Source organism: Psychrobacter sp. NZS113 (assembly GCF_015864825.1).
Classification (GTDB): Bacteria; Pseudomonadota; Gammaproteobacteria; order Pseudomonadales; family Moraxellaceae; genus Psychrobacter.
Genome location: NZ_JADYWL010000002.1, coordinates 80,948 through 105,435 on the forward strand (window position 1 = coordinate 80,948; position 24,488 = coordinate 105,435).

Sequence of the window (24,488 nt, forward strand, 5' to 3'; positions counted from 1 at the left end):
TAGAGGATTGACTATAGCTCAGCTTTTTATACTGGGTAAATAACTACTTCTAGGGCTTTATACCGATGCTAATGCCTGCTTACAAGCTTCAGCTAAATACGTATCGACCGTATCCTGTTTGAGCAGCCATTTTAGATACCCAGCACCATCCGAATGGGTAACTAAATCTGCAATGGCTTCACCCTTAAACTTACCAAAACTTAAATGCGTGGGTATGCGTGCCATTTGACTAAAGGTATATAGGCTCTCTACGTCATTGATGATATGACCTTGGCTATTCGCTAAGTCGATTAGGCTACCAAGCACTAGTTGAGTGAAGTAAATATCATAAATAGCAGCGTGTGCATGCTTTGCTTGAGCGCGCGCTACATCTCTATGGAAATGATAGAGCAGTGATACCAGTTTATGACTCTCAAGAGTGGGAAGGAGATGATTGGACATTGCGTTGGTACAGATTAATTTAGGGGTATGGGTCACGCCTGCATTTTTTAGAACGCCCATATCATAATCAATATTATGACCTATTAAATATTCAACACTACTGGGCAATCTAAAGTCGGTATGAGGTGGCTCATTCACGACATCTTCTTCACATATATGGGATACAGCCATAGACCCTAAACTGATTTCTTTTAGAGGATTAAAGCGCTTAGATCTTGGTTCCTGTAGGACCTCTACTTTACCATTATTTATATCAATAATAGAGTAGGCAGCTTCAGTCATGTGAGGTTCAACAAGACCTGTGGTTTCGGTGTCGAGTATATATGTGGTCATAGTGTCCGTTTATAGTTTGGTGCTAGATGTGAGTGGTAAAGGCGTAAAATCTTTGATAGTGATAATAACAGCTAAGAGAATTGCTATTAATTAACAAGCTACGATATTAATGGCTAACAGCGATAATTGATTAGCTTGCTTGCTGCATAAATAATCGCTAACTATACCAGTCTTAGCGGTTCTAATACATACGAGATTATTAATAAAGAGGCGTCTGCCTGCGCAAAGACAACCGTAAAGATGGCTGATCTGAAAAAATACCCATACTGAAACTAACCAGTATGGGCATACTACTTACTTTTGTTATAAGTTGGACTGACTCTAGCAACGTTCAACTTACTCTAAGTGATGCACTTCTTGTAGTCCATACACAGGTGTCTCTAAACCTTCCATTCGGGCTTTAATTTGTAGTGACAAATATTGAGAGTAATGTCGAGACTGATGCAGGTTACCACCATGGAACCATAATGCTTCTTGCTGTGTCGGTTTCCACATGTTTCTTAACTCACCTTCCCAAGGGCCTGAATCTTTAGCAGTATCTGAGCCCATTCCCCAACACTTACCAACTTTATCTGCTACTTCTTGGGAGATTATTTTTGCAGCCCAGCCGTTCATAGAACCAAACCCAGTGGCATACACAATCAAATCAGCCTCTAGCTCTGTACCGTCAGTTAGTACGACCGATTTGGGTTTGATATGATCAATACTTACATTGGGTTTCAGCTTTATTTTACCTTCCGCGACAAGCTCAGAGGCACCTACATCGATATAGTAACCAGAACCTCGACGTAAGTATTTCATAAATAGGCCAGTATGATCTTCACCAAAGTCGAGCATAAAGCCTGCATCGGTTAGTCTCTTATAAAAATCAGCGTCTATCTCTGCTACTTTGCGGTATACAGGCTCATGAAATTCCGGCATGATTTTGAAAGGAATAGAGCCAAAAGTCAGATCTGCTTTATAGGTGGTTATCCCATTTTCAACGGCTTCTTCTGAATACAAACCACCTAACACTTCATCCATCAGCGTATTGGATTTGATAATATGCGTTGATGAGCGCTGTATCATAGTGACGTCTGCGCCATTTTCCCATAGGGCAGCACAAATATCATGCGCCGAGTTGTTAGCACCTAAGACAACACACTTTTTATCTCGATATGCTTCACCACCTGGATGCTGGCTAGAATGATGTTGCTCTCCAGCAAAATCTTTCGCCCCTTTAATTTCAGGAATGTTTGGTAATCCGGACATACCTGTGGCTAAAACCAATTGTTTGGGATGTAATACTAAACGTTCACCCGCTCTATCAAGCTCTACATTCCATTGCTGTAATTCCTCATCAAAGGCCGCACTGACACATTCAGTTGATCCCCAATAGTTTAATTCCATAATTTTAGTGTACATCTCTAACCAATCACCCACCTTGTCTTTTGGCGTAAATACAGGCCAGTTGTCAGGGAAAGGAAGATACGGCATGTGGTCGTACCATACAGGGTCGTGCAAACATAATGATTTGTAACGGTTGCGCCATGTGTCACCAGGTCTCGGCTGTTTATCAATGACAATAGTAGGAACTTCTAGTTGTCGTAAGCGAGCTCCTAGACCGATACCACCTTGTCCACCACCAATAACCAAGCAATAAGGTTGCTCGCTATAACCAAGGTTTTTTTCTTCAAGCTCACGCTTTTCCTGCCACGTTAAACGATTAGGATCTGCACCGTGTTCAGCCCCTTTTGAGCGTAGTTTTTTGCGCTTTTCAGGGAAGTCTGTGAGCTCAGTCATCGTGGTCAGTAATGTCCAAGCTTTGCCGTTACGCAGTCGTAAATGTCCATAGCCTTTTGATACTTTGGTCTTAAAAGAGATCCAAGCTTCTATTACGCCATCGTTTTCTACCGCATCTCCATCAAGCTGCCAGTCGTATGGCTCAGTGGTTTCTAACGTATGCGAAAGCATTTCTTTGATTTCATCTTGTCCTTCTAGCGTTTTGATATTCCAAGTAAAAGAAACTAAGTCACGCCAGTAGCCTTCTTTTTCAAAGTATTCAGCAGCTTTGTCGATGTTTTTGGTATGTAGGGTTTGATCGAAACCTTGTAGCCAATTAGTGACTTGTTGGCTTGCGGATAACGTGTGGTCTGTTTTTTGAGCAGTCATAAAATTCCTCTCCCTGGTTATGTTTATCACTCTACCGCCGAACTCCATGTGCAGCAGTAAAAACTCAAAAAATACCAAATAGCATGCTTTACGAAGTGAATTAAAAGTCTAACTGATTGATATCATTGAGTGTTATTTCAATCAAGAAAATTACTATACTTGAGAAAAAGCATAGTCTGTAAAGACAGCGTCTCTTTAGAAGAGTTATAGTCCGTAGAGACTATATCTGTTATAAACAGATGTTGTCAATTACGGTGTATGGTTGTTCTCTAAAATACCCTAAAATAATGTACTTGCCGACCGAAAGAAGGGTATTGTTTGAATCTTATAATAGGTTAGGGCCTTTATGTCGTATGGGATCAGCGATAGTAAAACCTTATAAGAGAGCTCCTGCTTTTGAAAGTCATTTGGTGTATATGCCTGTTTTATAATGCCATCGTATTCATTCAGCGTACTAACAAGCGTGTAGGTTAGGTAGAGATTATGAGACCCATAAAAATAAGGTTTAATTTGGACAAAGCTACAATACAAATTCTTGTGTTGTGGCTTTTTTTACCTTTTCCAAATCAAAAAATATTTCAAGCTTTATAGCGGCTAAAAGTACATTTCAGAACGGTTAAGGTCACTGAAAGCACCCCATGATACCTATGTGCGATAGCTTGGAGATGGTCACTTCCCCTCACATAACCTCATTTAGTACACATTTGTATTTTTCGATGTAATTTCTAATAAGATTATTAACTACGTATAAAATTTACAAATATTGACTCTATGGGTATTAGCTGTGCTTATAGGTGGTATTAATTTATAACGTTTGACTGTGACTTTTCAGCAACATATATTAGATAAGCGTTAACAAAGACTATGAATATCTGATTTTATCCAACCATAGTCGAACTTTTTGAGTATTTACATTAGATTTTTTAATGTTTTTTGAGATTTCTAAGTGTTATTAATTGTTTTGATATTTCACTAGCCTGCATATCGACTAGGAAACAAGCTTTTTAGAAACAAAGGAGTGTACAGAATGAGAGTTTATAGTCACGAAAAACAAATGCTGCATCATCCACAAAGTTATTTTTCTCGCGGGAAGATGCGCCAGCCACAAGAAAAACCAGAACGCTTATTAGAGCTTTTAAAAGCGCCTGAAAATCTGGGTCTAAAAGTAACAACTGCTAGAGATATCGGGATAGAACCAATACTTGCCATACATGACCTTGACTACGTGAGGTTTTTAAAACACAGCTATGATGAATGGATGGCAGTAGAGGAGGATATGGGAGAAGAGGTTCAGACCACCGTCTATATGCCCAATAACAATTTTGGCCTTGGCATCTTAGCAAAAGCGGCTAAATATCAGGCAGATGGTAGTGCTCCTATCGGCAAACATTCATGGACGTCTATCTATTGGTCAGCACAAACGGCACTCAACGCTGCTGACGCCTTATTAAATGATGATGGTGGTCAAAATAACATTCAAGTATGTCTCACCAGACCTGCAGGACATCACGCTCGCAAAAATGCTGCAGGTGGTTTTTGTTATCTAAATAATGCGGCAATTATTGCTCAACACTTACGTCAGAAGTTTCAAAAAATCGCCATTATAGATACTGATATGCATCATGGGCAGGGTATCCAAGAAATATTCTATGACCGTAACGATGTGCTATATACCTCTGTACACGGCAGTCCTATCAATTTTTATCCTGTAGTCGCCGGTCATGAACACGAGAGAGGCGAGGGAGATGGTTATGGTTATAACGTCAATTTTCCAATGTCACACGGCATAGACGAATCAGAATTCTTTCATTTTGTAGATAAAGCAATAGAAACCGTCAAGCTGTTTAATCCAGATGTGATCGTCCACGTCTTAGGTTTTGATGTTTATAAGGATGATCCACAAGCGAAGTGCGAAGTCAGTACTCAAGGCTTTAAAACTTTGGCACAAAAGCTTAAGGCATTAGAAAAGCCAGTAATTGTATTGGTTGAAGGAGGATATTGCATAGAAAAGCTCAATGAAAACTTACAAGCTTTTTTGTCTGGATTTATGTCAGATGCATAAGTAATGAATACTTAATTGTTATTCATTTAAAGGGCTTATTAAGGCAGTTGCTTGGTTAACTCACAACAACAGGGATTTTTAATATGAGTGTTTCAATTATAAAAGCGATCAGCTATGCAGGCGTGTATGTCGGAGCGGTCATCGGTGCAGGGTATGCAAGTGGACAAGAGGTACTACAGTTTTTTGCAGGCTACGGTTTTATCGGAATGTTGGGTGCTTTTATTACGATGATCATGTTGGCGTGGTACGGTACCGTATTTATGGAGTTAGGTTATCAACTTAAAACAAATAGTCACCGTGTGGTTCTCAATTATTTATGTGGCAAGAAAGTAGGGTTTTTCGCTGATTATATCCTTTTATTCTTTATGTTTGGCGTGATCAGTATTATGTTTTCAGGCGGTGGCGCGGCTATACATCAATACTGGGGTATGCCCTCTATCGCTGGCAAGATACTGATTGCCGTAATGACATTATTAACGGTAATATTTGGCTTTACATCCTCTGTTAGAGCCTTAGGAATTATATCTCCATTAATGATTTTGGCAGTGGTGATCATTTCTATCATTACCTTTACGAGCTATTCCGATCAGCTGGCTACCGTAGACGCTAGTATTCAAACACTTCAACCGGTCACAGCAACTTCATTTTGGTGGACGTCTGCAATAGTTTATGTCTCATATAACGTCATTCCAGGAGTATCTACTTTCGCCTCTATTGGTAATAAAGAATCTAACTTAAAAACGGTAAGAATGGCGGGCATCATTGGTGGCATGACTCTGGGTGTTTGTCTGCTTTTCATTATTATGGCTCTCCTATCTGACCTTGAAAATGTGATGAGCTACGAGCTGCCATTTTTAGAAATAGCGCGCGGTATTGGTCCAACTACTGGATTCCTATTTAGCATTGTGCTTGTGGTTGCTGTATTCACAACAGCGGTTTCTAACCTTTATGGCTTCGTTATTCGGTTCTTTGACTCAGATACGGAAACGTCGAAATTTCGTATTTTGACGGTTGTCATCGTGGTGCTGTCTTTACTGGCTTCGCTTTTCCCATTCAGTACGTTAGTAGGCACATTGTATCCAGCTTTAGGTATTCTTGGAATGTATGTGTTGATCTGTGCTTTGTATAAAACGTTCAAGGGTCAGATATTTATGGCTGAACGACCAAAGTTATAACAAAGAGAGCGAAGGGGTATCTTATGCGCTACAAAGTGATCGTTATTGGTGCTGGTATGGTAGGTACGTCTATCGCTTGGCATTTGCAAAAAAATGATTCGCAGGTTCTTTTATTAGATAAGAAGCCACCAGGGTCAGAGACGTCGTATGGTAATGCAGGATTAATACAACGAGAAGCCATTCATGTACATCCATTTCCTAGGCATCTTGCTGAACTAATCAGAGTGTTGCCGAATCAGAATACCGATATACGCTACCGCTTGCCTGCTGTCCTTCGCTACCATCAGGCTTTGTTAAAGTACTGGCAGTTTTCTGACCCTTCTTCTGTCCAAAAAATAGAAAAAGAGTGGAAGACTCTCATTGAGCATTGCACGAGCGAACATCAAGAAATGATTACAGCAGCTGGCGCTGAAGATCTCATAAGACGTGATGGTTGGATTGAGATGCATCGAGATGAGGATATGTTCAGAAAAGCGATTCGTGGGGCTGAACATGCACAGCAACAAGGTGTCGAGCACAACGTTTTATCTATAGCACAACTGGAAGCGTTGGAGCCTAACGGTAATTTTGATAGCTTTATCGGCGCCATTCACTGGTGCAACTCTTGGCAGGTGTCTAATCCAGGGGCATTAGTACAAGCCTACGCAAAAAGCTTTGAAGAAATGAGCGGATCAATAGGTGAGTGCACTGTCAAAGAAATATTGCCTGAGAGCAATGGCTGGCAAGTAATTACCGACCAAGAGACTTTTTATAGTGATGATTTGGTTGTTGCGGCAGGTCCTTGGTCTAATCAGTTAATAAAACCTTTGGGATATGATTTACCTTTATTTCCAATGCGTGGTTATCATCAACATTTTAAAACGACAGAAGAAAACAAGATTTACCATAGCTTAGTTGATATTGAAAAAGGCTTCGTTATGGGAGGGATGCAACAGGGTATTCGTATTACGACTGGTGCTGAAATGACTACTATGGAGGCACCAAAGAACCTCGGGCAATTAGAAGCTGTATTGCATTTCGCTAAAGCTATTTTACCATTAGATCAACCAGTCGAAACAGAGCCGTGGGCAGGCTCTCGACCGTGTATGCCTGATATGAAACCAGTCATAGGAGCCGCAGGCAAACATAATAATTTATGGTTCGCCTTTGGACATGGTCATCAGGGCTTTACCTTAGGACCTATCACTGGGCGCATTATAGAAGAGTTATTACATAACAAACCTATAGTCGTAGATATCAAACCCTTTAAGGCCCAGCGATTTTCTAATATTTAATAAATACTTCTTAATCATTTTATTTTAAAAGCATAAGGATTCATAAAAATGCAAAAAATTAATAGTAATCAACGTATGAGCCAAATCGTTACTCATAATCAGACGGTATATTTATCTGGTCAAGTTGGCGCCATCGATGAAGATGTGGCTGCTCAAACGTTAACCTGTTTGAATAAGGTTCAAAGCTTACTAGAAGAGGTCGGCAGTGATAAATCAAAAATACTGACAGCAACGGTGTGGTTAAAAAGTATGTCAGACTTTGCCGCGATGAACGATATATGGGATAAGTGGTTTGAAGGTGCTCAGCCGCCTGCTCGAGCCTGTGGTGAGTCAGTGCTGGCACATCCTGATTTATTGGTAGAGATTACCGTTATCGCAGCTCAGTAAGTCACTCCGATTAGGGTAAGACATACATATTTGTATTAAGTAAAATACTAAGGAAATAATAATGAGCAACATAATACATGGTGGTCAAGCGATCGTAGATAGTCTTCAGCTACATGGGGTTAGTCGCGCCTATGTTGTTCCTGGTGAGAGTTATCTATCAGTATTAGATGGATTGTATAATGCCGACATCCAGACCGTCGTCTGTCGACATGAAGCTGCTTGTACCTATATGGCAGATGCTCATGGTAAATTTACAGGTCAACCGGGCATTGCTATGGTTACCCGTGGACCAGGTGCGGCACAAGCTTATACTGGTATTCATACAGCATGGCAGGATGGCGTACCGCTTATCTTGTTCGTTGGACTCATTCCTGTTTCCGATAGAAATCGAGAGTCGTTCCAAGAGTTTGACCCTAATCAGTGGTTCTCTAGTCAATGTAAGCGGGTGTTGATATTGGACGAAGTATCAAGAGCATCCGAGATTGTCGCAAAAGCATTTCATGCAGCGTTAGAGGGAAGACCTGGTCCTGTCGTTGTGGGACTCCCTGAAGACATCATTCAGCAGGAGTTCCATGGGCAATTGCACCCAGTGATACCCGTTGCCAAAGGTGCTGTAGGTGCTGATGATCTTGATGCAATAGTAAGCGCTTTATCAACTGCTGAAAAGCCATTGATCTTTGCAGGCGGACAAAACTGGACGACAGAAACGGCGCTACAGTTAACAAAGTTTGCTGAAGACAACTGCATTCCTGTTATTCATGACTGGCGTGCCTCAGATAGAGTGTCTTTTGACTCTCCTGCCCATGCAGGTTACCTAGGTTATGGGCGTTCTGACGAGTGTGCAGCTCTTATTGAGATGGCTGATGTGCTGCTCACGATAGGTACTGTCTTAGGTGATGTTGCTAGTGATGGCTATAAGTTAAGGCAGTCCTTTGATCGGCCCAATTATATTGTCAATCTAGATACCAGTTTGCGTGGTCATAGTGGATCAGTGACTGAGCATATCGTTGCTAGTCCTGTCAGTTTCGTTAAATCCATTAGTCAATCATCGCTGGCGAGCTCGGAATCTCGTGAGACTTGGTTTAATTATTGTCATGAACAACAAAGAAAAGACTGTACCTTTCCAGAAAGACCGCCAGAGACTAAAAGTGCTGTCGATAGCTCAACTGACCAAACTTACGCCAGTATGACTCAAGTCATTCAGGCGATTACCGAACAGTTACCTACAGATGCCGTCTACAGTTTCGGCGCTGGTAATCACTGCTTATGGGCGCAGCGCTATTTACCTACTCATACCTTTCCGAGCCAACTTAGTACTAGAAATGGCGCCATGGGCTATAGCTTGCCGGCCGGTATTGTAGCTGCATTAGAGTCACCAGAACGCCTTTCGATTGTGGTGACTGGTGATGGTGAATTCATGATGAATGAGGCGGAATTATCAACATCCATCCGCTATGATGCGCCTGTTTTAATTGTTTTGATGGACAATCAACAGTTTGGTACTATCCGTCAGCATCAAGAAGCGCATTATCCTGATCGCGTATCTGGTACGCAGCTACAGAATCCTGACTTTGCAGCACTTGCCAATGCCTTTGGCGCTCATGGTATAAAAATATCTAAAAATGATGATATCAAAGCAAATGTGAGCAAAGCGCTAAAAATCGTTATGGACGAGCGTAAAACAGTCTTGTTACATGTAATAACTGACCCTAGTGAGTTGACGCCTTAAGCTCTAACTATTTTTAGTATAGTCAAACCCATATAAATCGGCTACATCGTCATCTTCGCTAAGCATACTAATGTATAACTTGCACTCGGTTTCCTTGTATCGAAATTATTTGAATTCAACTATAGGTTACAAGTCAACTAGTATAATGGCTAGAGAACGTTATAAGTGATGGTTCGTACGAACACGTTATTCTTGTTTATATTTTATGATAAGCTAAAACTGTAGCAAAAAACCTGCCAAGGCTTGTAGAGCTTGGCAGGTTTTATAGTGTTTATTAAACGATAGTAACTAGCATATAAGTATTGAGGCTACCATGATAAATCAAAAACTTGCAGATAGTTTGAACTGGACATTACTTCATGTACTCATCGTTATATGTGAAGAAGGAAGCATCAGTGCTGCTGCTGATCGTCTAAATATAACCCAGTCTGCGGTTAGTCAAAACCTGAAAAAGCTTGAAGAACAACTTGAAAGCCAGCTTATCATTCGTAACACGAAACCCTTGGAGCTTACTCCTATTGGTCGCTATTGCCTTCAGGTTGCTCAGATAATATTTGCAGAGATTACCTCTATCGAAGCGATGCAAGGTAGTAACTCGCATCTCTTAGAAGGGGTCATAAAACTATTGGTGGTCAGTCGAATACACAATCCAAAATATAACGATTTTTTAGTGTATTTTAAAAAGAAGTATCCAAATATCACGTTAGATTTAACTGTGAAAACAAGCATGGATATTTTAGATGATTTGAATAAGAAAACACCTGCTATTGGCATTTGTTTAGCGAAGACTATACCTGATACTCTCACTAAGACACTATTATTTAATCAACGTTACTATCTATATTGTGGTTACCACCATCCTCTGTTTTCAGTAGATGAGATAGAGTTTAGTAGCTTACTAAAAGAAGATTTTATTGCTTTTAATAGTGAAGATATTGGCGATGTGCTTTCACCAATCACGGTATTTAAAGAGAGTCATGATTTAACAGGACGTATTAGTGGCTATACTAATAACTTAGATGAAGCGGTGCGTTTGATCTACACAGGTCATGGCATAGGTGCCTTGCCAGATCAGTTTATAGCGGCCACCCATCTAGAGTCTAAGCTTAGACGCATGCCACCCAAAGAAGGTATTTCAGATATTCCTGTATACATTCTTTGGCACAAACATCGTAACCTATCAGCCATTGAGTCAAAATTTATTGAAGAAATTATCGATTTTGACATATCTTTCTAATGAACTTCCAATTTTAGGATCATATTAGAAACCGAATGTTTTATAACATTACCTATGGAAAGTATAAGTTAAATTATAGTTGTTCAAACTATATAAATGCTGACGTATATAATGGTTCTGAGGTGTCTGTTTTAAAGTTGTTTTGGGTAAGCTTATATATTATTGATACTCTCAATGTCGAGACAACGTTATGTGATTTCCCTTATAAATTATATAACATATCAACATTTACTTTCTTGATACTATAACAGCCGAGCACTTACGTATTACGCGCCATATATTAGAAAATAGTCAAGCAAATGGCAAAAAATTATTAGAAGGCTGGCCTGTATAAAGCGTCAAATAATCGCTTCAATTTACAAGTCTGATTTAATATTTTGAGCGGATACGTTGAAATTGCTTAAATTTATTTGAAATAATTATAATATCTAAACAGAGGAAGAATTTATGAACACACAAGAGAATAAACCACTCACCATCGTTGCCACTATTAAAGCTAAGCCTGAGCATGTCGAGCAAGTAAAATTAGAACTTCTCAAGCTAACTGAAGCCTCACAAACTGATCAAGGTTGTATCCAATATGACCTACATCAAGACAACGCAAATAGTAATGGCTTTATCGTTTATGAGATTTGGGAAGACAATGAGCAGTTACAGCAGCATGTAGAAAGCCCGCATTTTCAAAACTATGTAACAGTGACCGATGGAATGATCGATGAATTTGTTATAAACGAGATGACTATTATTTCGTAAATTTTAATTTAAACTGCAATTTCAAAATTTTCAACTAGATAAACGTGTGAGACTAAAAAGTCTTTTAAGCTATGATTTATATGGCTTGAAAGACTTTTTTGTTTTAAGGATGAATATCATTATCGGCTATTACATCTGGTGGTTGGCTTGGATAGTGCTTAAAGCGTTAGGTGTGGATGGAGTCAAAAATAGAGCTGCGATTAATGTAGAAAAAAGAGCCACTCAGTCAGAGTTAGCAAAATATGGTTGAATAAAATTTCTCTGGTTCCTGCACCACACAACAGGTATAAATTAACAAAAGTAAAAAGAGCACAGGTCAAAATTGGCTATCGCTATTATTACTTACTATAGGTTTCTCAACTGCTCAATCAACCAACGATGTATACCACTATCACTGGTACGTGGATGCCATGCCGCGATGACTTTAAAAGTAGGTGGCAACGCTTCAACCTCAAGCTCTTTGACCTTACTGTTCGGCAATAACCGTGAAGGATAAAATGCAATCATATCGGTCGTATGCAAAATATCTGGTACGGCTGAAAAGCTAGGAACTGACATCACAATATTTCGTTTTAGACCTTTTTCTGTAAACCATTGATCATGAGAGCCGCGTAGATTAGCACGCGAGGGTGATACCACTAGCTGAGGATGCGCAGCCACTTGTGCCAGTGTTAATGGTTCTGTTGGAAGTTTATTTTCACAACCCGTCACGCATAAATGTTGCTCTTCAAACAGAGTGACATACGATAAATTATCTGGGATGAATTCGGGAAAGGTGATCAGTAAATCAAGCTCTCCTGCTGCTATCAGCTGATTGATATTGTCCGAGGCAAAATCACGGACGATCAGCTTCAGATCAGGTGCGTCGCGTCGCGTAATATTAAACAATTGCGGTAATAACGCCTGCGTCGCATAGTCAGTCGCACTAATCGTAAATACGCCTTTGTATGTGTGCGGCATAAAAACCTCTGGCTCTAACAAATCCTCCAACTGTTTTAGGATATCGTCAAGGGATTGCTCCATCGATAGCGCCTTTGGCGTTGCCACCATGCTATTGCCTTGACGAATAAACAGGCGATCATCAAACACCTCACGTAACTTACGCAGCTGCTCACTGATGGCTTGTTGGGTCAGCCCCATTTTACGTGCGACTTGCGAGAGGTTTTTTAGATCAAGCAGCGCCTGTAATACTCTAAGTTGCTTAATATCGAGCCGATTCATTCCATTCATAATGCATACCATTAATAGTTGTATCTTAAACAATAAGTGGTTGTTTCTAATTGTACCCTCAAAACGCTATGCTGACTAACATTGCTTAAGTAATCATTAGATTGGTTATTAATCATCAAAACAGGCCAAACACCTTTAATAACAAGCCATCAGCTGCTTTAAAAGAGACACTTATGACACCAACCATTCTAAATACAAATACACTATTTTCCTCTGTAGAACTTGGGCCTTATACACTCAAAAACCGTATCGTAATGCCACCGTTGACACGCTCTCGTAGCACGCAACCTGACAATATCTCTAATGACTTAATGGCCAGCTATTATGCACAGCGTGCTACAGCAGGCTTTATGGTGACTGAAGGTACGCAGATTGAACCAAGAGGCCAAGGCTATGCTTGGACACCGGGTATCCATTCACCAGCCCAAGTTGAAGGTTGGAAAAAAGTCACGCATGCAGTACATGACAAAGGCGGTATTATTTTTGCTCAGCTTTGGCACGTGGGCCGTGTGTCGCACACCAGCTTACAACCTAACGGTGCTCAGCCGGTAGGACCGTCTGATATTACCGCTGATAACGTCAAAGTATTTATTGAAACAGGTCCAGGCGAAGGTGCTTTGGCCGATCCAAGTGAGCCACGTGCACTCAGTACCGATGAAGTTGGTGAGCTAGTAAATATGTATGCGGCAGCTGCACGCAATGCGCTAGAAGCAGGGTTTGATGGGGTAGAGCTGCATTGTGCCAATGGTTATTTGGTCAATCAGTTTATTTCTGAGCATAGCAACACCCGTGATGACCAATATGGTGGGTCATTGACCAATCGTCTGCGCTTCTTAAAAGAGATCGTCGCTGCTGTCAGTGATGTGGTCGGTGCTGATCGTTTGGGCGTGCGTTTTGCGCCACTATTTGCCAGTACCACTGAGACACGTGTGTACTTGGGTTTGGTAGAGTCAGATCCTCATCATACGTATGTCGAAGCGGTCAAAGTACTGGAACAAGCGGGCATTGCTTACTTGTCTATTGCTGAAGCTGATTGGGACAATGCGCCTGATTTGCCAGACACTTTTTATCAAGCGGTCAGAGAAGAATTTTCAGGTCGTATTATTTATGCCGGCAAGTATACGGTACAAAAAGCCGTGAATATTTTAGAAAAAGGCTACGGTGATTTATTTGCGTTTGGTCGCCCTTTTATTGCCAATCCAGATTTGCCAGAGCGTATCGCCAATAACTGGCCATTGAATGAGGCAGACCCTGCCACTATGTATGGTGGTACTGATGTTGGCTACAGTGATTATCCTTACTATCAAGAATAGCCAAGCACATAAAAGTGAACAAGATAAGGCCATTAATACTAATGGCCTTATTTTTGTTTATAAATTTGGGACTTGTAGGATATTCCCAAACAGTCAACCATCAAGCGACAATTACTGTTTTTGTCGCGTAAAGATTCTTTTATTATTTTATCAATAGGTAGTAGGCAATGAATCAGAATACTAAAGACAGACTGATACGTATATTGGTAGGGTATGTTGGACTTTATCCAACGCTACTGATCGCATTGACGTTATTGAAACCTATGACTCAGGGTTTGAGCCTACCAGTGGTAGTATTAATCGAAACCATCATACTTGTGCCCTTGACACAGCTGGTGTCATTTCCGCTAGCAGGCAAGCTGATTGATATGCTAAGAAGAGAGAAATAATCGTTTTTTGCATAGCGCATTTACCGCAATACTTGTGTTTACCAAGCTGATTCCTAACGAACCTCTAACGAACTCCAAAGCTTGGTTATACAGGTTTGACTGTAAGGTTATTCTTCTACATATTAAAAAAGACCTTCAATTGCTTGAAGGTCTTTTTGGTTTTATAAGTAATGTGAGCTTTCTAAGCATTTAACATAAAAGTCATGCTAACAAATTCTTATGAATAAAGAGCGGTTTTTCATTTCAAAAAGTCAGGTTGCATAAAGGCAGGGTTTGGATAAGTATAAAATCCTTCTCCAGTTGCCGCACCCATTTTATTTTGATCAATCATCTGCTCTTTCAGATATTTAGCGGCCTTTAATCTTGCAGGGTTTTGAGTCGTTTCAGCGGCTAGCTTAGTGATGTTGTAGGCCGTGTTTATACCGATGGTATCCAAGATGCCAAATGGTCCTACAGGCGCACCAGTCACTATCATCCATGTCTTATCAATTGTATGCGGGTCTGCAACCTCTTTGGCTAATAATTGCAGTCCTGCGTCTATAAAGGGCGCTAATAAACTGTTCATTATGTAGCCGGGTTGTTCTTTGTACAGCGGCATTGCAACCATACCAATGGCAGTAGCAAAGGCAACAACGTCATTAAACACCTTAGGATCTGTGCCAGGATGTCCCATAATTTCAGCGACATTATGCATCCAAATCTTATTGGCAAAATGTAGGGCTAAAAATTGAGCAGGTCGTCCCGTTGATTCCGCAAACTGGCTAGGGAGTAGGGTTGAGGTATTGGTGGCAAATATGGTTTTCTCTGGCGCTAGTTTGGCAAGCTTTTCATAAAATTCGATTTTAATGTCAGTAATTTCGGGAATAGCCTCAATCATTAGGTCAGCGTCTTTGACCGCTTCTGCTAAGTCTGAGGTGTAGCTGAGATTATCAAAAGCGTTGTCCAACTGCTCTTGAGTTGCTCTCAAATCCTTTCGAAAAGCTTTGCACATCAATTGAAACTTTGACTTTGCTTTTTCTAATACCTCATCATTGATGTCATAGACACTGACATTAAAACCATGAAATGCGGCTTGAAAAGCAATTTGATAGCCTAGGATGCCGCTTCCAGCGACTGTTACATTTTTATACGTCATTGTATTAATTTCCTAAAAGTAGTGGATATAAGTCGCTAGATAAATGTCTAGAACTTATAGACCTATTATTAGATTGTTTTACCTCATTATTCAACCTTCATTTTTATAAAAATATTAAAGAGAACCCAAAAATATCGGTATGCAAGTATCAGATAAGTTCATACCACTTGACTTATTATTTTGTTAAATAATTCAATGACTTGCTATTAGTACTTATAGGTTTACACCTGATTATTGTACGATGATTGAAAGCTGTTTTGATATCATAATAGCCTTTTAATGACTACTGATGTCAAAGTATTATCGACGAGGTTGTGACAGAAAGGAAAGTATATGCAGTGAGTTATATATTAGTGGTTTTCTATCAAGACAATATGGAGATGGAAGTAGGTGGTAGTGCTACTAGGTAATGACAAGTAATCAATAATAAATCGCCCTAGAATTGTCGTACTCTCTCAGAATATTGAGTTTCCAACAATCTCAGGGCGGTTCACTCGCTATCATTTAGCGTTGCGCTTGCTGTATCTTCTTGGTGCGTGTAATTAGCATGTTTCTAAGTACGTATATCTAAATTATGGTTCGTCAACCGGATCTATCGTCTCTAGCCTAGCCGGACTGGTATCATAAAGAATGGCTTTTACCAGCGATATTCCCATGAGTACCATCACAAAACTAAAGGGCAGGGCACCAATAACCATCGCCGTTTTAATCGCACCTAGTCCTCCGCTTATCAGCAGTACGCCAACAACCAAGGCCAGTATGATGCCCCAAAATATAATATGTGGGCGGCCTTTTGGACCCTCGTTACCACCTGAATTGATGGTATTGATAACTAAAATTGCCGAATCTAACGTCGTGACTAAGTAGGTCAGTAGTAAGACCAGAACTAAAATTGCCATTACCCAAGCAAAACCTGGGGACAACATCACATCAAGCATTGCCAATAATTGAGATTCTTGACCCACGCTTGAGATGGCATCAGTGCCATCTAGTGTTAAGTCAATTGCGGTACCGCCTACCATTGAAAACCAAATAAAACACATCAGAGCAGGTAGGATAACGGTGCCGAATAGATAAGTACGGATGCTACGACCACGTGAGATGCGGGCAAAGAAAACACCAACAAAGGGACCAAAAGCAATCCACCATGCCCAATAAAACACTGACCAGTCTTTTTGCCATGTAGAAAGTGTATCACCGACTACCGTACCATCTGGCTGCCAAACCGTAAATAGCAGCTCAGGAAGTGCGACGACATAGTCAAACACCCCTAAGAAGAAAGATTGTAAACCAAAGAATGTCGAACCGAATATTAAGAAAAAGGCAAACAGAACCAGACTCAATCCCATGTTGATGTTAGACAGCCATTTCACCCCTTTACCTAGCCCAGAAAGCGCAGATAGGGTTGCTATACCAACGATAACGACCAGTGCAACGATAATGGCTGCCGTTGATGACGTGCCATCAGCATTCATCAACCATTCGCCCAAACCAACACGGTACATACTAGAAACGAATTGCTCAACCCCAAACCCTAATGTTTGGGCTACGCCCAAGATAGTGGCAATAACGGCAACGATGTCAATGGTATTACCGAGCTTACCTGATAGCTTTTGGCCGAATAATGGCGCAAGACCTGAACGAATGGTTAGCGGTAATTTGCGTCGAAACGAAAAATAGGCCATCGATAATCCGACTAAAGAATAGCAAATCCATGCGCTGAATCCCCAATGTAGAAAGGCCCATTTATAGGCATAGCGTACATTGTCGGCACCAGAGGCTGTTGCCAACCCTTGAATGACTTCAGGGTTATTGGCAAAATGATACATCGGCTCTGCGGTCGCAAAAGTCAACATACCAACACCGATACCTGCGCCAAAAATCATCGAAAACCATGAAAAGTTGGAGAACTCAGGTTTGTCCCCTGTGTCCCCTAAAATCAACCTCCCATAGCGCGGCACAACGGCCAGAATCAATGCCAAAATCAAAAAGAAGGCGACACATAAGATATACCATGTCGAAAAGTGATTGAGTAAGAAAGTATTGAGCGACCCTAATATCGTCGTTGAATTATCAGGAAAGATGACAGCCCAAACAATGAGCAGACCCAGTAAGATTTTAGCGGTAATCGTAACGTCTTTATTAAACCCTTCATAAAAGCCTTTTGTGGCTACTTTAATCGGCAATTTGGTTAAAGGTTTTCTGCTGCTGTTTTTCATATCTAATCCTTTAGATGGTTTTTTTCTTGTTTAAATGAGCATCAAGCTGCACCGTCCTTTGAGCAGCTTAATTCCTATCATTTAGGGTGTGTCATCAGCCAGATACCAACCAACTTGCATCATGGTTAGCAGGGTACTCCAACTGATGACACTGCCTCATTTAACTTGGTAAAAACTCTTGACTCCAACTATCACTCAAATCGCCACTGGCAATACTGGCATCAATGTCTGTCTCGCTATAGCCAAGTTCTAACATGATCTGACGGGTAGATTGTCCAAATTTTTCAGGTCGAGGCAGTGCGTATATAACGCTATTCGACGGACGAATAGCATAAGGATCAAGCTGAGTCACTGTATGGCCACTTGGATGATCTTCATAAATTGAGAAAGAATAACTACCATTGTCAGTACCTGGTGTGCCATCTGCTGTGCGGCTGTATTCAGCACGTAATGCATTGATATCCGCACAGACGACAGCCGCAATATCGGCAGCTTGCAGACGTTCTACCCAGTCATGAGCAGGCGCTTTTTGAAAAATATTAGACAAGAATGCCGCACGTTCAGTTTTATCCAGCTCACTGAAACCTTGTAAGTCTTCAACGTTTTCGAAGTTTTTTACATCAATTTCATACGCGTTTAATAACAAGTAGTTCCCTGAAGAGGTATAGTAAAAGCGTGTCAACTCATCATTACCGTTGGTTTCTCGACCTGATGGCTCATTGAATAACCCGCGTTTTTCAAAGTCATAGCAATAAGGTATTTGTAGTAGTGCGCTATTGGCGACCAATGAAGTACGACCACGTCCAATGCGGCCTGTACGATATTTTTGATAGAGCGCCACACCAATACTCATGGCACCGCCAAAGCCGCACATGACATCAATGGTACCAACGTGTGCATGTTCTTCAGGAGTATCCATAGCACCGCCGCAACGCAACATGATGCCGGTAGATGCTTGTACCACATCGTCATAGCCTATGAAGTCACTACTCGGACCCTTACGGACACCACTAAAACAATCAAGCTTACAGAATATAGCGTCAGGATTTAAGGCTTTTAAGCCTTCAGTATCCAAGCCCATTTTTTTGATTTGTGTGTCTGTTGCATTCCAAACAATAACGTCAACGGAACGAACCAACTTCTCGAACACTTCTCGTCCTGTGCCTTTGCTAATATCAGCAAGTATGGAACGTTTGCCGACCATTTGAGACATACCATAAATGACAGTATTCCAGCTGTCATATAATGGAGAAGCAGAATCAAGCTTGATAACTTCTGCACCAAAACGCGCCAAATAACAGGCCGAATGCGGGCCTGCAATGACGTTGCAAAGATCAAGTACTTTAATACCGTCTAACCAACCGCTTTTTTCATCAACATTATTGATTGAAGGCAACTTGGTTTTGATTGCCTTTAATTTTTTCAATGCACCTTCAAAGTCGATAGGCAGCGGTGCTTTTGGTTGTAACATCAACTCGCCACATTCTTCTAACCATACAATTGGTCCTGGCTGAATCATCTTGCCATAAGTGGGATCATCAACTTCAATCATGAGTCCTGTTGTTTCTGCATGATCATCATGAATCCACTCTTGTAGCCAACGCTGCGGTGCACCAGGTATGCCGCGTTTCCCAAAAATCTTCTGCCACTCTTTTGATGTACGTAATAAAAACGCCACTTTCATTTTTTCGGCAATACGATCTGCCCAATGTTTTGGCATGGGATAAACCCCAAGCGATGTATCTGATGTCCACTGACTAGAAGGCAAATAAGTATCGTCCTCCTCAGTCAATCCTTCCTCAAGTAATTCGTCGTATAACCCCAATACTTGTAAACAACGCTTGGCGTGATGTTTATGGCTAGGGCATACCACGTAAAACATACGGCCATCTTTACACATATAACTGCGGTAAAAAGGATCTAGCAGTTCTTGCAACGCTTCGTAGTCCATATTCATGGGAATACCTTCAACGCGGCGACGTTGAATCTCAACTTCGCGTTGGGTCAAATAGCGTTTAGGTAGGTTTTCGATATCGATTGAGTTGTAACAAAGACCTTCCATCACAGCCGCAGCAAGTGGAACTTCAATAGCATCGCCAAGTCCTGTGTTTTCACGTGCTTGTAGTGCAAAAACAACGGAAGAGCCTGCCAGCATGGCGCCATACGCAGAGGGTAGTGGTAGGGGTGAGAACGATGGGTTAATGCCCATGAGCACACGGTTTAAACCCATGTCGGTAAACACGCCCGAGCTCGCTGCCACAATGCTTTCATAGGCGCGTAACTCACGGCGATTTTCGTCATTCGATGCAAATCCAGGGATGGACAGTGTGATCAGCTGTGGCCGCTCTTTTCGTAGCGCGACCAGATCTAATCCCATTTCTGCCATTTTGCCAGGGCGAAAGCCTTCGATAACGATGTCACTTTCTAAAATTAATTGCCTAGCTTGCGCCAAGCCTTCATCCGTCTTAAGATCGAGTGTTAACATCAATTTATTGCGATTCAATACCGCATTGGCTGGACTGTGCCACTTTGGGCCTGATGGCGGATCTATATGAACCACGGTTGCGCCTAAGTCGCCAAGCATCATACCGACAGCGGGACCGGCAATATATTGACCAAAGTCGATGACTTTGACACCCAGTAATGGCAATTCAAAAGTTTCTCGCATAGTTATCTATCCTTAGAATTTTATGGTACGACTATGAAAAATTAGAATTCAGTCAGAGCACTTGCCAGTCGTCCAATAATGGAGAGAGTCAGAAGCAAGCAGCATTTTTTGAATACAAACGACTGCTTTTAAGCGCACTGATTATGCAGTGCGCTTAAAAGGTAAGGGCTTTATAATGTAGCGCCTTTATAATGTAGTGTTCTTAAAGGCTAGCGCCTTGAAAGGGCGGTGCTATTAGGTTGGCATAGAGAACTGTTTTTCTTCTCTCAATGCCGCACTAGGCCAGCGCTGCGTAATGGTCTTACGACGAGTGAAGAATCTCACGCCGTCTGGTCCGTACATGGCCAAGTCACCAAATAATGAACGCTTCCAGCCACCAAAGCTTTGAGACGCGACAGGTACGGGTAGTGGAATATTGACACCAACCATACCGACTTGAATGTTGTCAATAAAGTAACGCGCCGCTTCTCCATCTCTCGTATAAATACAGGTGCCGTTACCATATTCGTGATCGTTTATGAGTTGTACGGCCTCGGCCATGGTCTGCACACGCATCACCTGTAACACGGGACCGAAAATCTCTGCCTCGTAGCTGTGCATCTCTTTAGTGACATGATCAATCAGAGTAGGACCTACGAAAAATCCATTTTCATTGCCTTCTGGTGCAGCATCAGAACCATCGATGATGAGCTCAGCACCTTGCTCGGCAGCACTTTTGATGTAATCTAAAATTTTAGATTTGTGTGCTGCTGTAATGACAGGGCCAAAGTCGTTGCTCTTATCTGAATGAAGGCCCAGTTTTAGCTCTTTAATAGCAGGCTGTAGGGCCGCAATCATCTTGTCAGCCGTTTCATCACCGACGGCCACGGCAACAGACAGCGCCATGCAACGCTCGCCTGATGAGCCAAAAGCAGCACCCAATAGTGAGGTTACGACGTTGTCTAAGTCTGCATCTGGCATGACAATCGCATGGTTTTTTGCACCGCCTAATGCTTGGCAACGTTTGCCTTGAGCGGCAGCTGTGGTATAGATGTATTCAGCGATAGGGGTTGAGCCCACAAAGCTAACAGCTTTAACATCTGGATGATGCAAAATAGCATCGACGGCTTCTTTGCCACCATTTACGACATTGATGACACCATCCGGTAGGCCTGCTTGCTGTAAAAGCTGTGCGATGAAAAGTGTGGCACTTGGGTCACGCTCAGACGGTTTTAATACAAAGGTATTGCCGCAAACGATGGCCATCGGGAACATCCACAGTGGCACCATCACAGGGAAGTTGAAGGGTGTGATACCAGCGACGACACCTAGTGGATGAAACTCACTCCAAGAGTCTATATCGGTACTCACATTGCGACTGTGCTCGCCTTTGAGCAGTTCAGGTGCGCCGCATGCATATTCGACGTTTTCAATACCGCGCTGTAGCTCGCCTGCTGCATCGTGAACAATTTTTCCGTGTTCTTCGCCGACCAATCTGCATATTTCATCAGCATTTTGCTCTAACAGCTCTTTAAATTTGAACATGACACGCGCGCGTTTTAGTGGCGAGGTTTTGCTCCATGCGGGAAAAGCCGCTTTAGCCGCAGCGACTGCTTCGCCGATTGTTTTTTCACCACCCAAAGCGACTTGCTTGCTGACATCACCGGTTGATGGGTTGTAAACATCTTGAGTTTGGCTGTCATTATTTGACAAGCTGCCGTTGATAAAATGTCCGATCGTTTGCATAAGTTTAATTCCTTTAAACATGTGAATAATTAGTGGGTTAATAGTAAATGAGGGCTGTTTTAACTGACTGAACTCTCAGCAACAGTGTTGTCATTCCATAGCAAGGTATAAAGTTGAACCATTTCTTCTAGCGTAGGTATTCGAGGGTTGTTGGTGGGTGAACCTGATGCAAATGCTTGCTCACACATTGTATTTATTAGCGCATCAAAATCTGCTTTTTGTACACCAAACTGTGCCAATGTGGGCACGTGAAGCTCATCATTTAAGCTTTTTAGATAATTGACCAAACTGACGTTGGCCTGATCATCTGTCTCGCTGTGGTCCGCTATTCCTAATGCACGTGCGCAGTCTGCATAACGGTCGGGGGCACTAGAGATGCCGAATTCTGTAATAGTTGGCAATAGCATCGCGTTTGATAGGCCATGTGGCACATGAAAAAAGGCACCAATCGGACGACTCATACCATGTACCAGCGCAACCGAAGAATTACAGAACGCAATACCTGCTAAGGTAGAGCCCAGCATCATTGCCTCACGGGCGGTTTCATCTTTGCCGTCGTGATAAGCGGTTTGGATATTGGGTCCAATTAAGCGTAAGGCTGCGAGCGCCTGTTGGTCGCTATAGGCATTACGTTTAGGGCTGATATACGCTTCAATAGCATGGGTCATCGCATCGATCCCCGTATCCGCGGTAGTACGAGGCGGTACGCTGAGCGTGAGGCTATAATCGATAATGGCTGCGACGGGCATAAATCCCATACCCACGCACAATAGCTTTTCATTATTAGCCTCATCGGTAATGATGGTAAAGCGTGTCACTTCTGATCCTGTGCCTGCCGTCGTCGGTATGGCAATAATAGGCAAACCTGCTTCATCCACTTGACGAGGAAACTTATAATCGCGAATCACGCCGCCAAATTTTCCTAGAATCGCAATGGCCTTTGCACTATCGATAGGGCTTCCGCCACCTAAGGCAATCAAACCATCGTAATCTTGTGCTTTTACTTGAGACACGCCGGCCTCAATAGAGCTTTCAGTAGGCTCTGGCACCGTATCTGAAAATACATCGGCATTGATTTGTGCTGCTTTCAAAATGGTTTGTATGTTATCGACATAGCCGAGTTTAACCATCATCTCGTCAGTGATAATAAGGGGTTTTTTCACCCCTAAGCTGGCCAATATTGTTGGCAGATTTTGGCAGGCATCGCGTCCAATTTCCATCGTTCTTGGGAGCAGGATACTGTGTGACATAGTGACTCATCCTTGAATTAATGACTTCAGATATGAGCGTAGTAGGCAGCTCAATCGTCGTACGGACTATTCACAAAAGTGTATAGCACTTAGATATAAAATTCACATAACGATAAATATCTTATCGATATGTGAAAGGTAACAGAATGTTTTTGTAATAGCAAGACGCAAAAACGTAAATTTTATCGTTATAATAAATAAATTTATTTGCTGCGAGTCAGCTAGAGGTTTAAACCAAACAATGAGTAATACTAAAAAGAAGGGCTCAAGCGTTGAGCGTGTCTTACAGATAGTAGAGGTGCTTGCCAGCTCGCAACGGCCAATGAGTGTTAGCGATTTAGCAGAAACATTAGAAGTTCCGGTGCCAAGCATGTATCGGCTATTGGATCAATTGCAGGGTCTTGGGTTTGTGCAGTTAGATTTGCCAGGAAAGGTAACCTGTGGAAAACGCACGTATAAGCTTGCCATGAACTTGTTGCAAAACAGTGATTTCAAAAATGAAAGATTGGCCATACTGAATGAGTTGTCAGCGCAAATAGGGGAGACGGTGGGTATTTCGATTTTACAAGACTTAGATGTGGTTTATATCGATCGCGTTATGTCGGATTGGCCGCTACAAATATTTTTACCTTCTGGCACTCACGTACCTGTTTGGGCCAGTGCTAGTGGTAAATTATTATTATCACAGCTATCAGATGAGAAATGTACACGCATCGTTGAAAAAATGTCGTTACACGCATTAACGACCAAAACTCAGACCGATAAAAAGCAACTGATGCAAACGATTAGTGCAACGCGTGAGACGGGAGTAGGCGTGGATAATGAGGAGTTTATTCCAGGCATGGTAGCGTGTGCGGTCATGATTCCTAATGGAGATCAACAGGTATTTGCGACGGTGTTTACCCATGGGCCGACCGTGAGAAAAAGTCTAGAAGAGCTGCTCAGCTATGTGCCTCTTATGCAAGAGGCGGCAAATGAGCTGTCCGCTATTTTTAATCAAAACTATGAATAGGTGAG

At 41.8% G+C, this 24,488-nt stretch carries 18 protein-coding genes; 10 read left to right on the top strand and 8 right to left on the bottom strand.

The window, feature by feature from the left end:
• Nucleotides 1–57: 57 nt before the first annotated feature.
• Together I6E61_RS03230 and I6E61_RS03235 are read right to left on the bottom strand one after the other, a co-directional pair.
• Nucleotides 58–774 (bottom strand): 3'-5' exonuclease, encoded by a 717-nt coding sequence (locus I6E61_RS03230; RefSeq protein WP_197129698.1) that lies wholly within the window; start codon nucleotides 772–774, stop codon nucleotides 58–60.
• A gap of 336 nt (nucleotides 775–1,110) precedes the next feature.
• Nucleotides 1,111–2,925, bottom strand: coding sequence for an NAD(P)/FAD-dependent oxidoreductase (locus tag I6E61_RS03235; RefSeq protein ID WP_197129701.1), 1,815 nt, complete (start codon nucleotides 2,923–2,925; stop codon nucleotides 1,111–1,113).
• Between the two features lie 1,027 nt (nucleotides 2,926–3,952).
• On the opposite strand from I6E61_RS03235, the gene I6E61_RS03240 reads away from it, so the two are divergent.
• The 7 genes from I6E61_RS03240 (at nucleotide 3,953) to I6E61_RS03270 (ending at nucleotide 11,542) form a co-directional block, all read left to right on the top strand.
• Entirely contained in the window at nucleotides 3,953–4,987 is a 1,035-nt protein-coding gene (locus I6E61_RS03240) for a histone deacetylase family protein (protein WP_197129704.1), read from the top strand.
• A gap of 83 nt (nucleotides 4,988–5,070) precedes the next feature.
• On the top strand, nucleotides 5,071–6,162 hold the full coding sequence (locus tag I6E61_RS03245; protein WP_197129707.1) for a beta-carotene 15,15'-monooxygenase: 1,092 nt from the start codon (nucleotides 5,071–5,073) through the stop codon (nucleotides 6,160–6,162).
• Nucleotides 6,163–6,185: 23 nt separating this feature from the next.
• The gene (locus I6E61_RS03250) at nucleotides 6,186–7,436 is read left to right on the top strand and encodes an FAD-binding oxidoreductase (RefSeq protein ID WP_197129710.1); all 1,251 of its coding nucleotides are present in this window, start codon (nucleotides 6,186–6,188) and stop codon (nucleotides 7,434–7,436) included.
• Nucleotides 7,437–7,484: 48 nt separating this feature from the next.
• Complete coding sequence (locus I6E61_RS03255) at nucleotides 7,485–7,823, top strand: RidA family protein (RefSeq protein WP_197129713.1); 339 nt, start codon at nucleotides 7,485–7,487, stop codon at nucleotides 7,821–7,823.
• 61 nt (nucleotides 7,824–7,884) lie between these two features.
• A complete protein-coding gene (locus I6E61_RS03260) occupies nucleotides 7,885–9,552 on the top strand; it encodes a thiamine pyrophosphate-dependent enzyme (RefSeq protein ID WP_197129716.1) in 1,668 nt (555 codons plus the stop codon).
• A 313-nt stretch (nucleotides 9,553–9,865) separates the two neighbouring features.
• Nucleotides 9,866–10,789 (top strand): LysR family transcriptional regulator, encoded by a 924-nt coding sequence (locus I6E61_RS03265; protein WP_197129718.1) that lies wholly within the window; start codon nucleotides 9,866–9,868, stop codon nucleotides 10,787–10,789.
• A 447-nt stretch (nucleotides 10,790–11,236) separates the two neighbouring features.
• On the top strand, nucleotides 11,237–11,542 hold the full coding sequence (locus I6E61_RS03270; protein WP_197129720.1) for a putative quinol monooxygenase: 306 nt from the start codon (nucleotides 11,237–11,239) through the stop codon (nucleotides 11,540–11,542).
• 345 nt (nucleotides 11,543–11,887) lie between these two features.
• On the opposite strand, the gene I6E61_RS03280 is transcribed toward I6E61_RS03270, so the two are convergent.
• Nucleotides 11,888–12,772 (bottom strand): LysR family transcriptional regulator, encoded by an 885-nt coding sequence (locus I6E61_RS03280; RefSeq protein ID WP_194196441.1) that lies wholly within the window; start codon nucleotides 12,770–12,772, stop codon nucleotides 11,888–11,890.
• Nucleotides 12,773–12,945: 173 nt separating this feature from the next.
• Here I6E61_RS03280 and I6E61_RS03285 point away from each other — a divergent pair, with 173 nt between their 5' ends.
• Both I6E61_RS03285 and I6E61_RS03290 read left to right on the top strand, forming a co-directional pair.
• Nucleotides 12,946–14,085 carry an alkene reductase gene (locus I6E61_RS03285; RefSeq protein WP_197129724.1) on the top strand — a complete coding sequence of 380 codons (1,140 nt, stop codon included), beginning with the start codon at nucleotides 12,946–12,948 and terminating at the stop codon, nucleotides 14,083–14,085.
• A gap of 167 nt (nucleotides 14,086–14,252) precedes the next feature.
• A complete protein-coding gene (locus tag I6E61_RS03290; RefSeq protein ID WP_197129727.1) occupies nucleotides 14,253–14,474 on the top strand; it encodes a hypothetical protein in 222 nt (73 codons plus the stop codon).
• A 238-nt stretch (nucleotides 14,475–14,712) separates the two neighbouring features.
• On the opposite strand, the gene I6E61_RS03295 is transcribed toward I6E61_RS03290, so the two are convergent.
• The 5 genes from I6E61_RS03295 to I6E61_RS03315 form a co-directional block, all read right to left on the bottom strand.
• Nucleotides 14,713–15,609 (bottom strand): 3-hydroxyacyl-CoA dehydrogenase, encoded by an 897-nt coding sequence (locus tag I6E61_RS03295; RefSeq protein ID WP_197129729.1) that lies wholly within the window; start codon nucleotides 15,607–15,609, stop codon nucleotides 14,713–14,715.
• A 572-nt stretch (nucleotides 15,610–16,181) separates the two neighbouring features.
• Nucleotides 16,182–17,828, bottom strand: coding sequence for a BCCT family transporter (locus tag I6E61_RS03300; RefSeq protein WP_197129732.1), 1,647 nt, complete (start codon nucleotides 17,826–17,828; stop codon nucleotides 16,182–16,184).
• Between the two features lie 160 nt (nucleotides 17,829–17,988).
• A complete protein-coding gene (locus I6E61_RS03305) occupies nucleotides 17,989–20,496 on the bottom strand; it encodes a CoA transferase (RefSeq protein WP_197129735.1) in 2,508 nt (835 codons plus the stop codon).
• A 234-nt stretch (nucleotides 20,497–20,730) separates the two neighbouring features.
• Nucleotides 20,731–22,221 (bottom strand): CoA-acylating methylmalonate-semialdehyde dehydrogenase, encoded by a 1,491-nt coding sequence (locus I6E61_RS03310; RefSeq protein WP_197129738.1) that lies wholly within the window; start codon nucleotides 22,219–22,221, stop codon nucleotides 20,731–20,733.
• Nucleotides 22,222–22,280: 59 nt separating this feature from the next.
• Nucleotides 22,281–23,471 carry an iron-containing alcohol dehydrogenase gene (locus I6E61_RS03315; protein WP_197129741.1) on the bottom strand — a complete coding sequence of 397 codons (1,191 nt, stop codon included), beginning with the start codon at nucleotides 23,469–23,471 and terminating at the stop codon, nucleotides 22,281–22,283.
• 241 nt (nucleotides 23,472–23,712) lie between these two features.
• Here I6E61_RS03315 and I6E61_RS03320 point away from each other — a divergent pair, with 241 nt between their 5' ends.
• On the top strand, nucleotides 23,713–24,483 hold the full coding sequence (locus I6E61_RS03320) for an IclR family transcriptional regulator (protein ID WP_197129744.1): 771 nt from the start codon (nucleotides 23,713–23,715) through the stop codon (nucleotides 24,481–24,483).
• The last annotated feature ends 5 nt before the right edge of the window (nucleotides 24,484–24,488 follow it).

Coding starts and splice junctions, on each gene's coding strand:
- I6E61_RS03255 (WP_197129713.1), top strand. CDS start 7,485: ATGCAAAAAATTAATAGTAATCAACGTATGAGCCAAATCGTTACTCAT.
- I6E61_RS03250 (WP_197129710.1), top strand. CDS start 6,186: ATGCGCTACAAAGTGATCGTTATTGGTGCTGGTATGGTAGGTACGTCT.
- I6E61_RS03285 (WP_197129724.1), top strand. CDS start 12,946: ATGACACCAACCATTCTAAATACAAATACACTATTTTCCTCTGTAGAA.
- I6E61_RS03240 (WP_197129704.1), top strand. CDS start 3,953: ATGAGAGTTTATAGTCACGAAAAACAAATGCTGCATCATCCACAAAGT.
- I6E61_RS03260 (WP_197129716.1), top strand. CDS start 7,885: ATGAGCAACATAATACATGGTGGTCAAGCGATCGTAGATAGTCTTCAG.
- I6E61_RS03230 (WP_197129698.1), bottom strand. CDS start 774: ATGACCACATATATACTCGACACCGAAACCACAGGTCTTGTTGAACCT.
- I6E61_RS03280 (WP_194196441.1), bottom strand. CDS start 12,772: ATGAATGGAATGAATCGGCTCGATATTAAGCAACTTAGAGTATTACAG.
- I6E61_RS03270 (WP_197129720.1), top strand. CDS start 11,237: ATGAACACACAAGAGAATAAACCACTCACCATCGTTGCCACTATTAAA.
- I6E61_RS03305 (WP_197129735.1), bottom strand. CDS start 20,496: ATGCGAGAAACTTTTGAATTGCCATTACTGGGTGTCAAAGTCATCGAC.
- I6E61_RS03300 (WP_197129732.1), bottom strand. CDS start 17,828: ATGAAAAACAGCAGCAGAAAACCTTTAACCAAATTGCCGATTAAAGTA.
- I6E61_RS03295 (WP_197129729.1), bottom strand. CDS start 15,609: ATGACGTATAAAAATGTAACAGTCGCTGGAAGCGGCATCCTAGGCTAT.
- I6E61_RS03320 (WP_197129744.1), top strand. CDS start 23,713: ATGAGTAATACTAAAAAGAAGGGCTCAAGCGTTGAGCGTGTCTTACAG.
- I6E61_RS03265 (WP_197129718.1), top strand. CDS start 9,866: ATGATAAATCAAAAACTTGCAGATAGTTTGAACTGGACATTACTTCAT.
- I6E61_RS03310 (WP_197129738.1), bottom strand. CDS start 22,221: ATGCAAACGATCGGACATTTTATCAACGGCAGCTTGTCAAATAATGAC.
- I6E61_RS03290 (WP_197129727.1), top strand. CDS start 14,253: ATGAATCAGAATACTAAAGACAGACTGATACGTATATTGGTAGGGTAT.
- I6E61_RS03315 (WP_197129741.1), bottom strand. CDS start 23,471: ATGTCACACAGTATCCTGCTCCCAAGAACGATGGAAATTGGACGCGAT.
- I6E61_RS03235 (WP_197129701.1), bottom strand. CDS start 2,925: ATGACTGCTCAAAAAACAGACCACACGTTATCCGCAAGCCAACAAGTC.
- I6E61_RS03245 (WP_197129707.1), top strand. CDS start 5,071: ATGAGTGTTTCAATTATAAAAGCGATCAGCTATGCAGGCGTGTATGTC.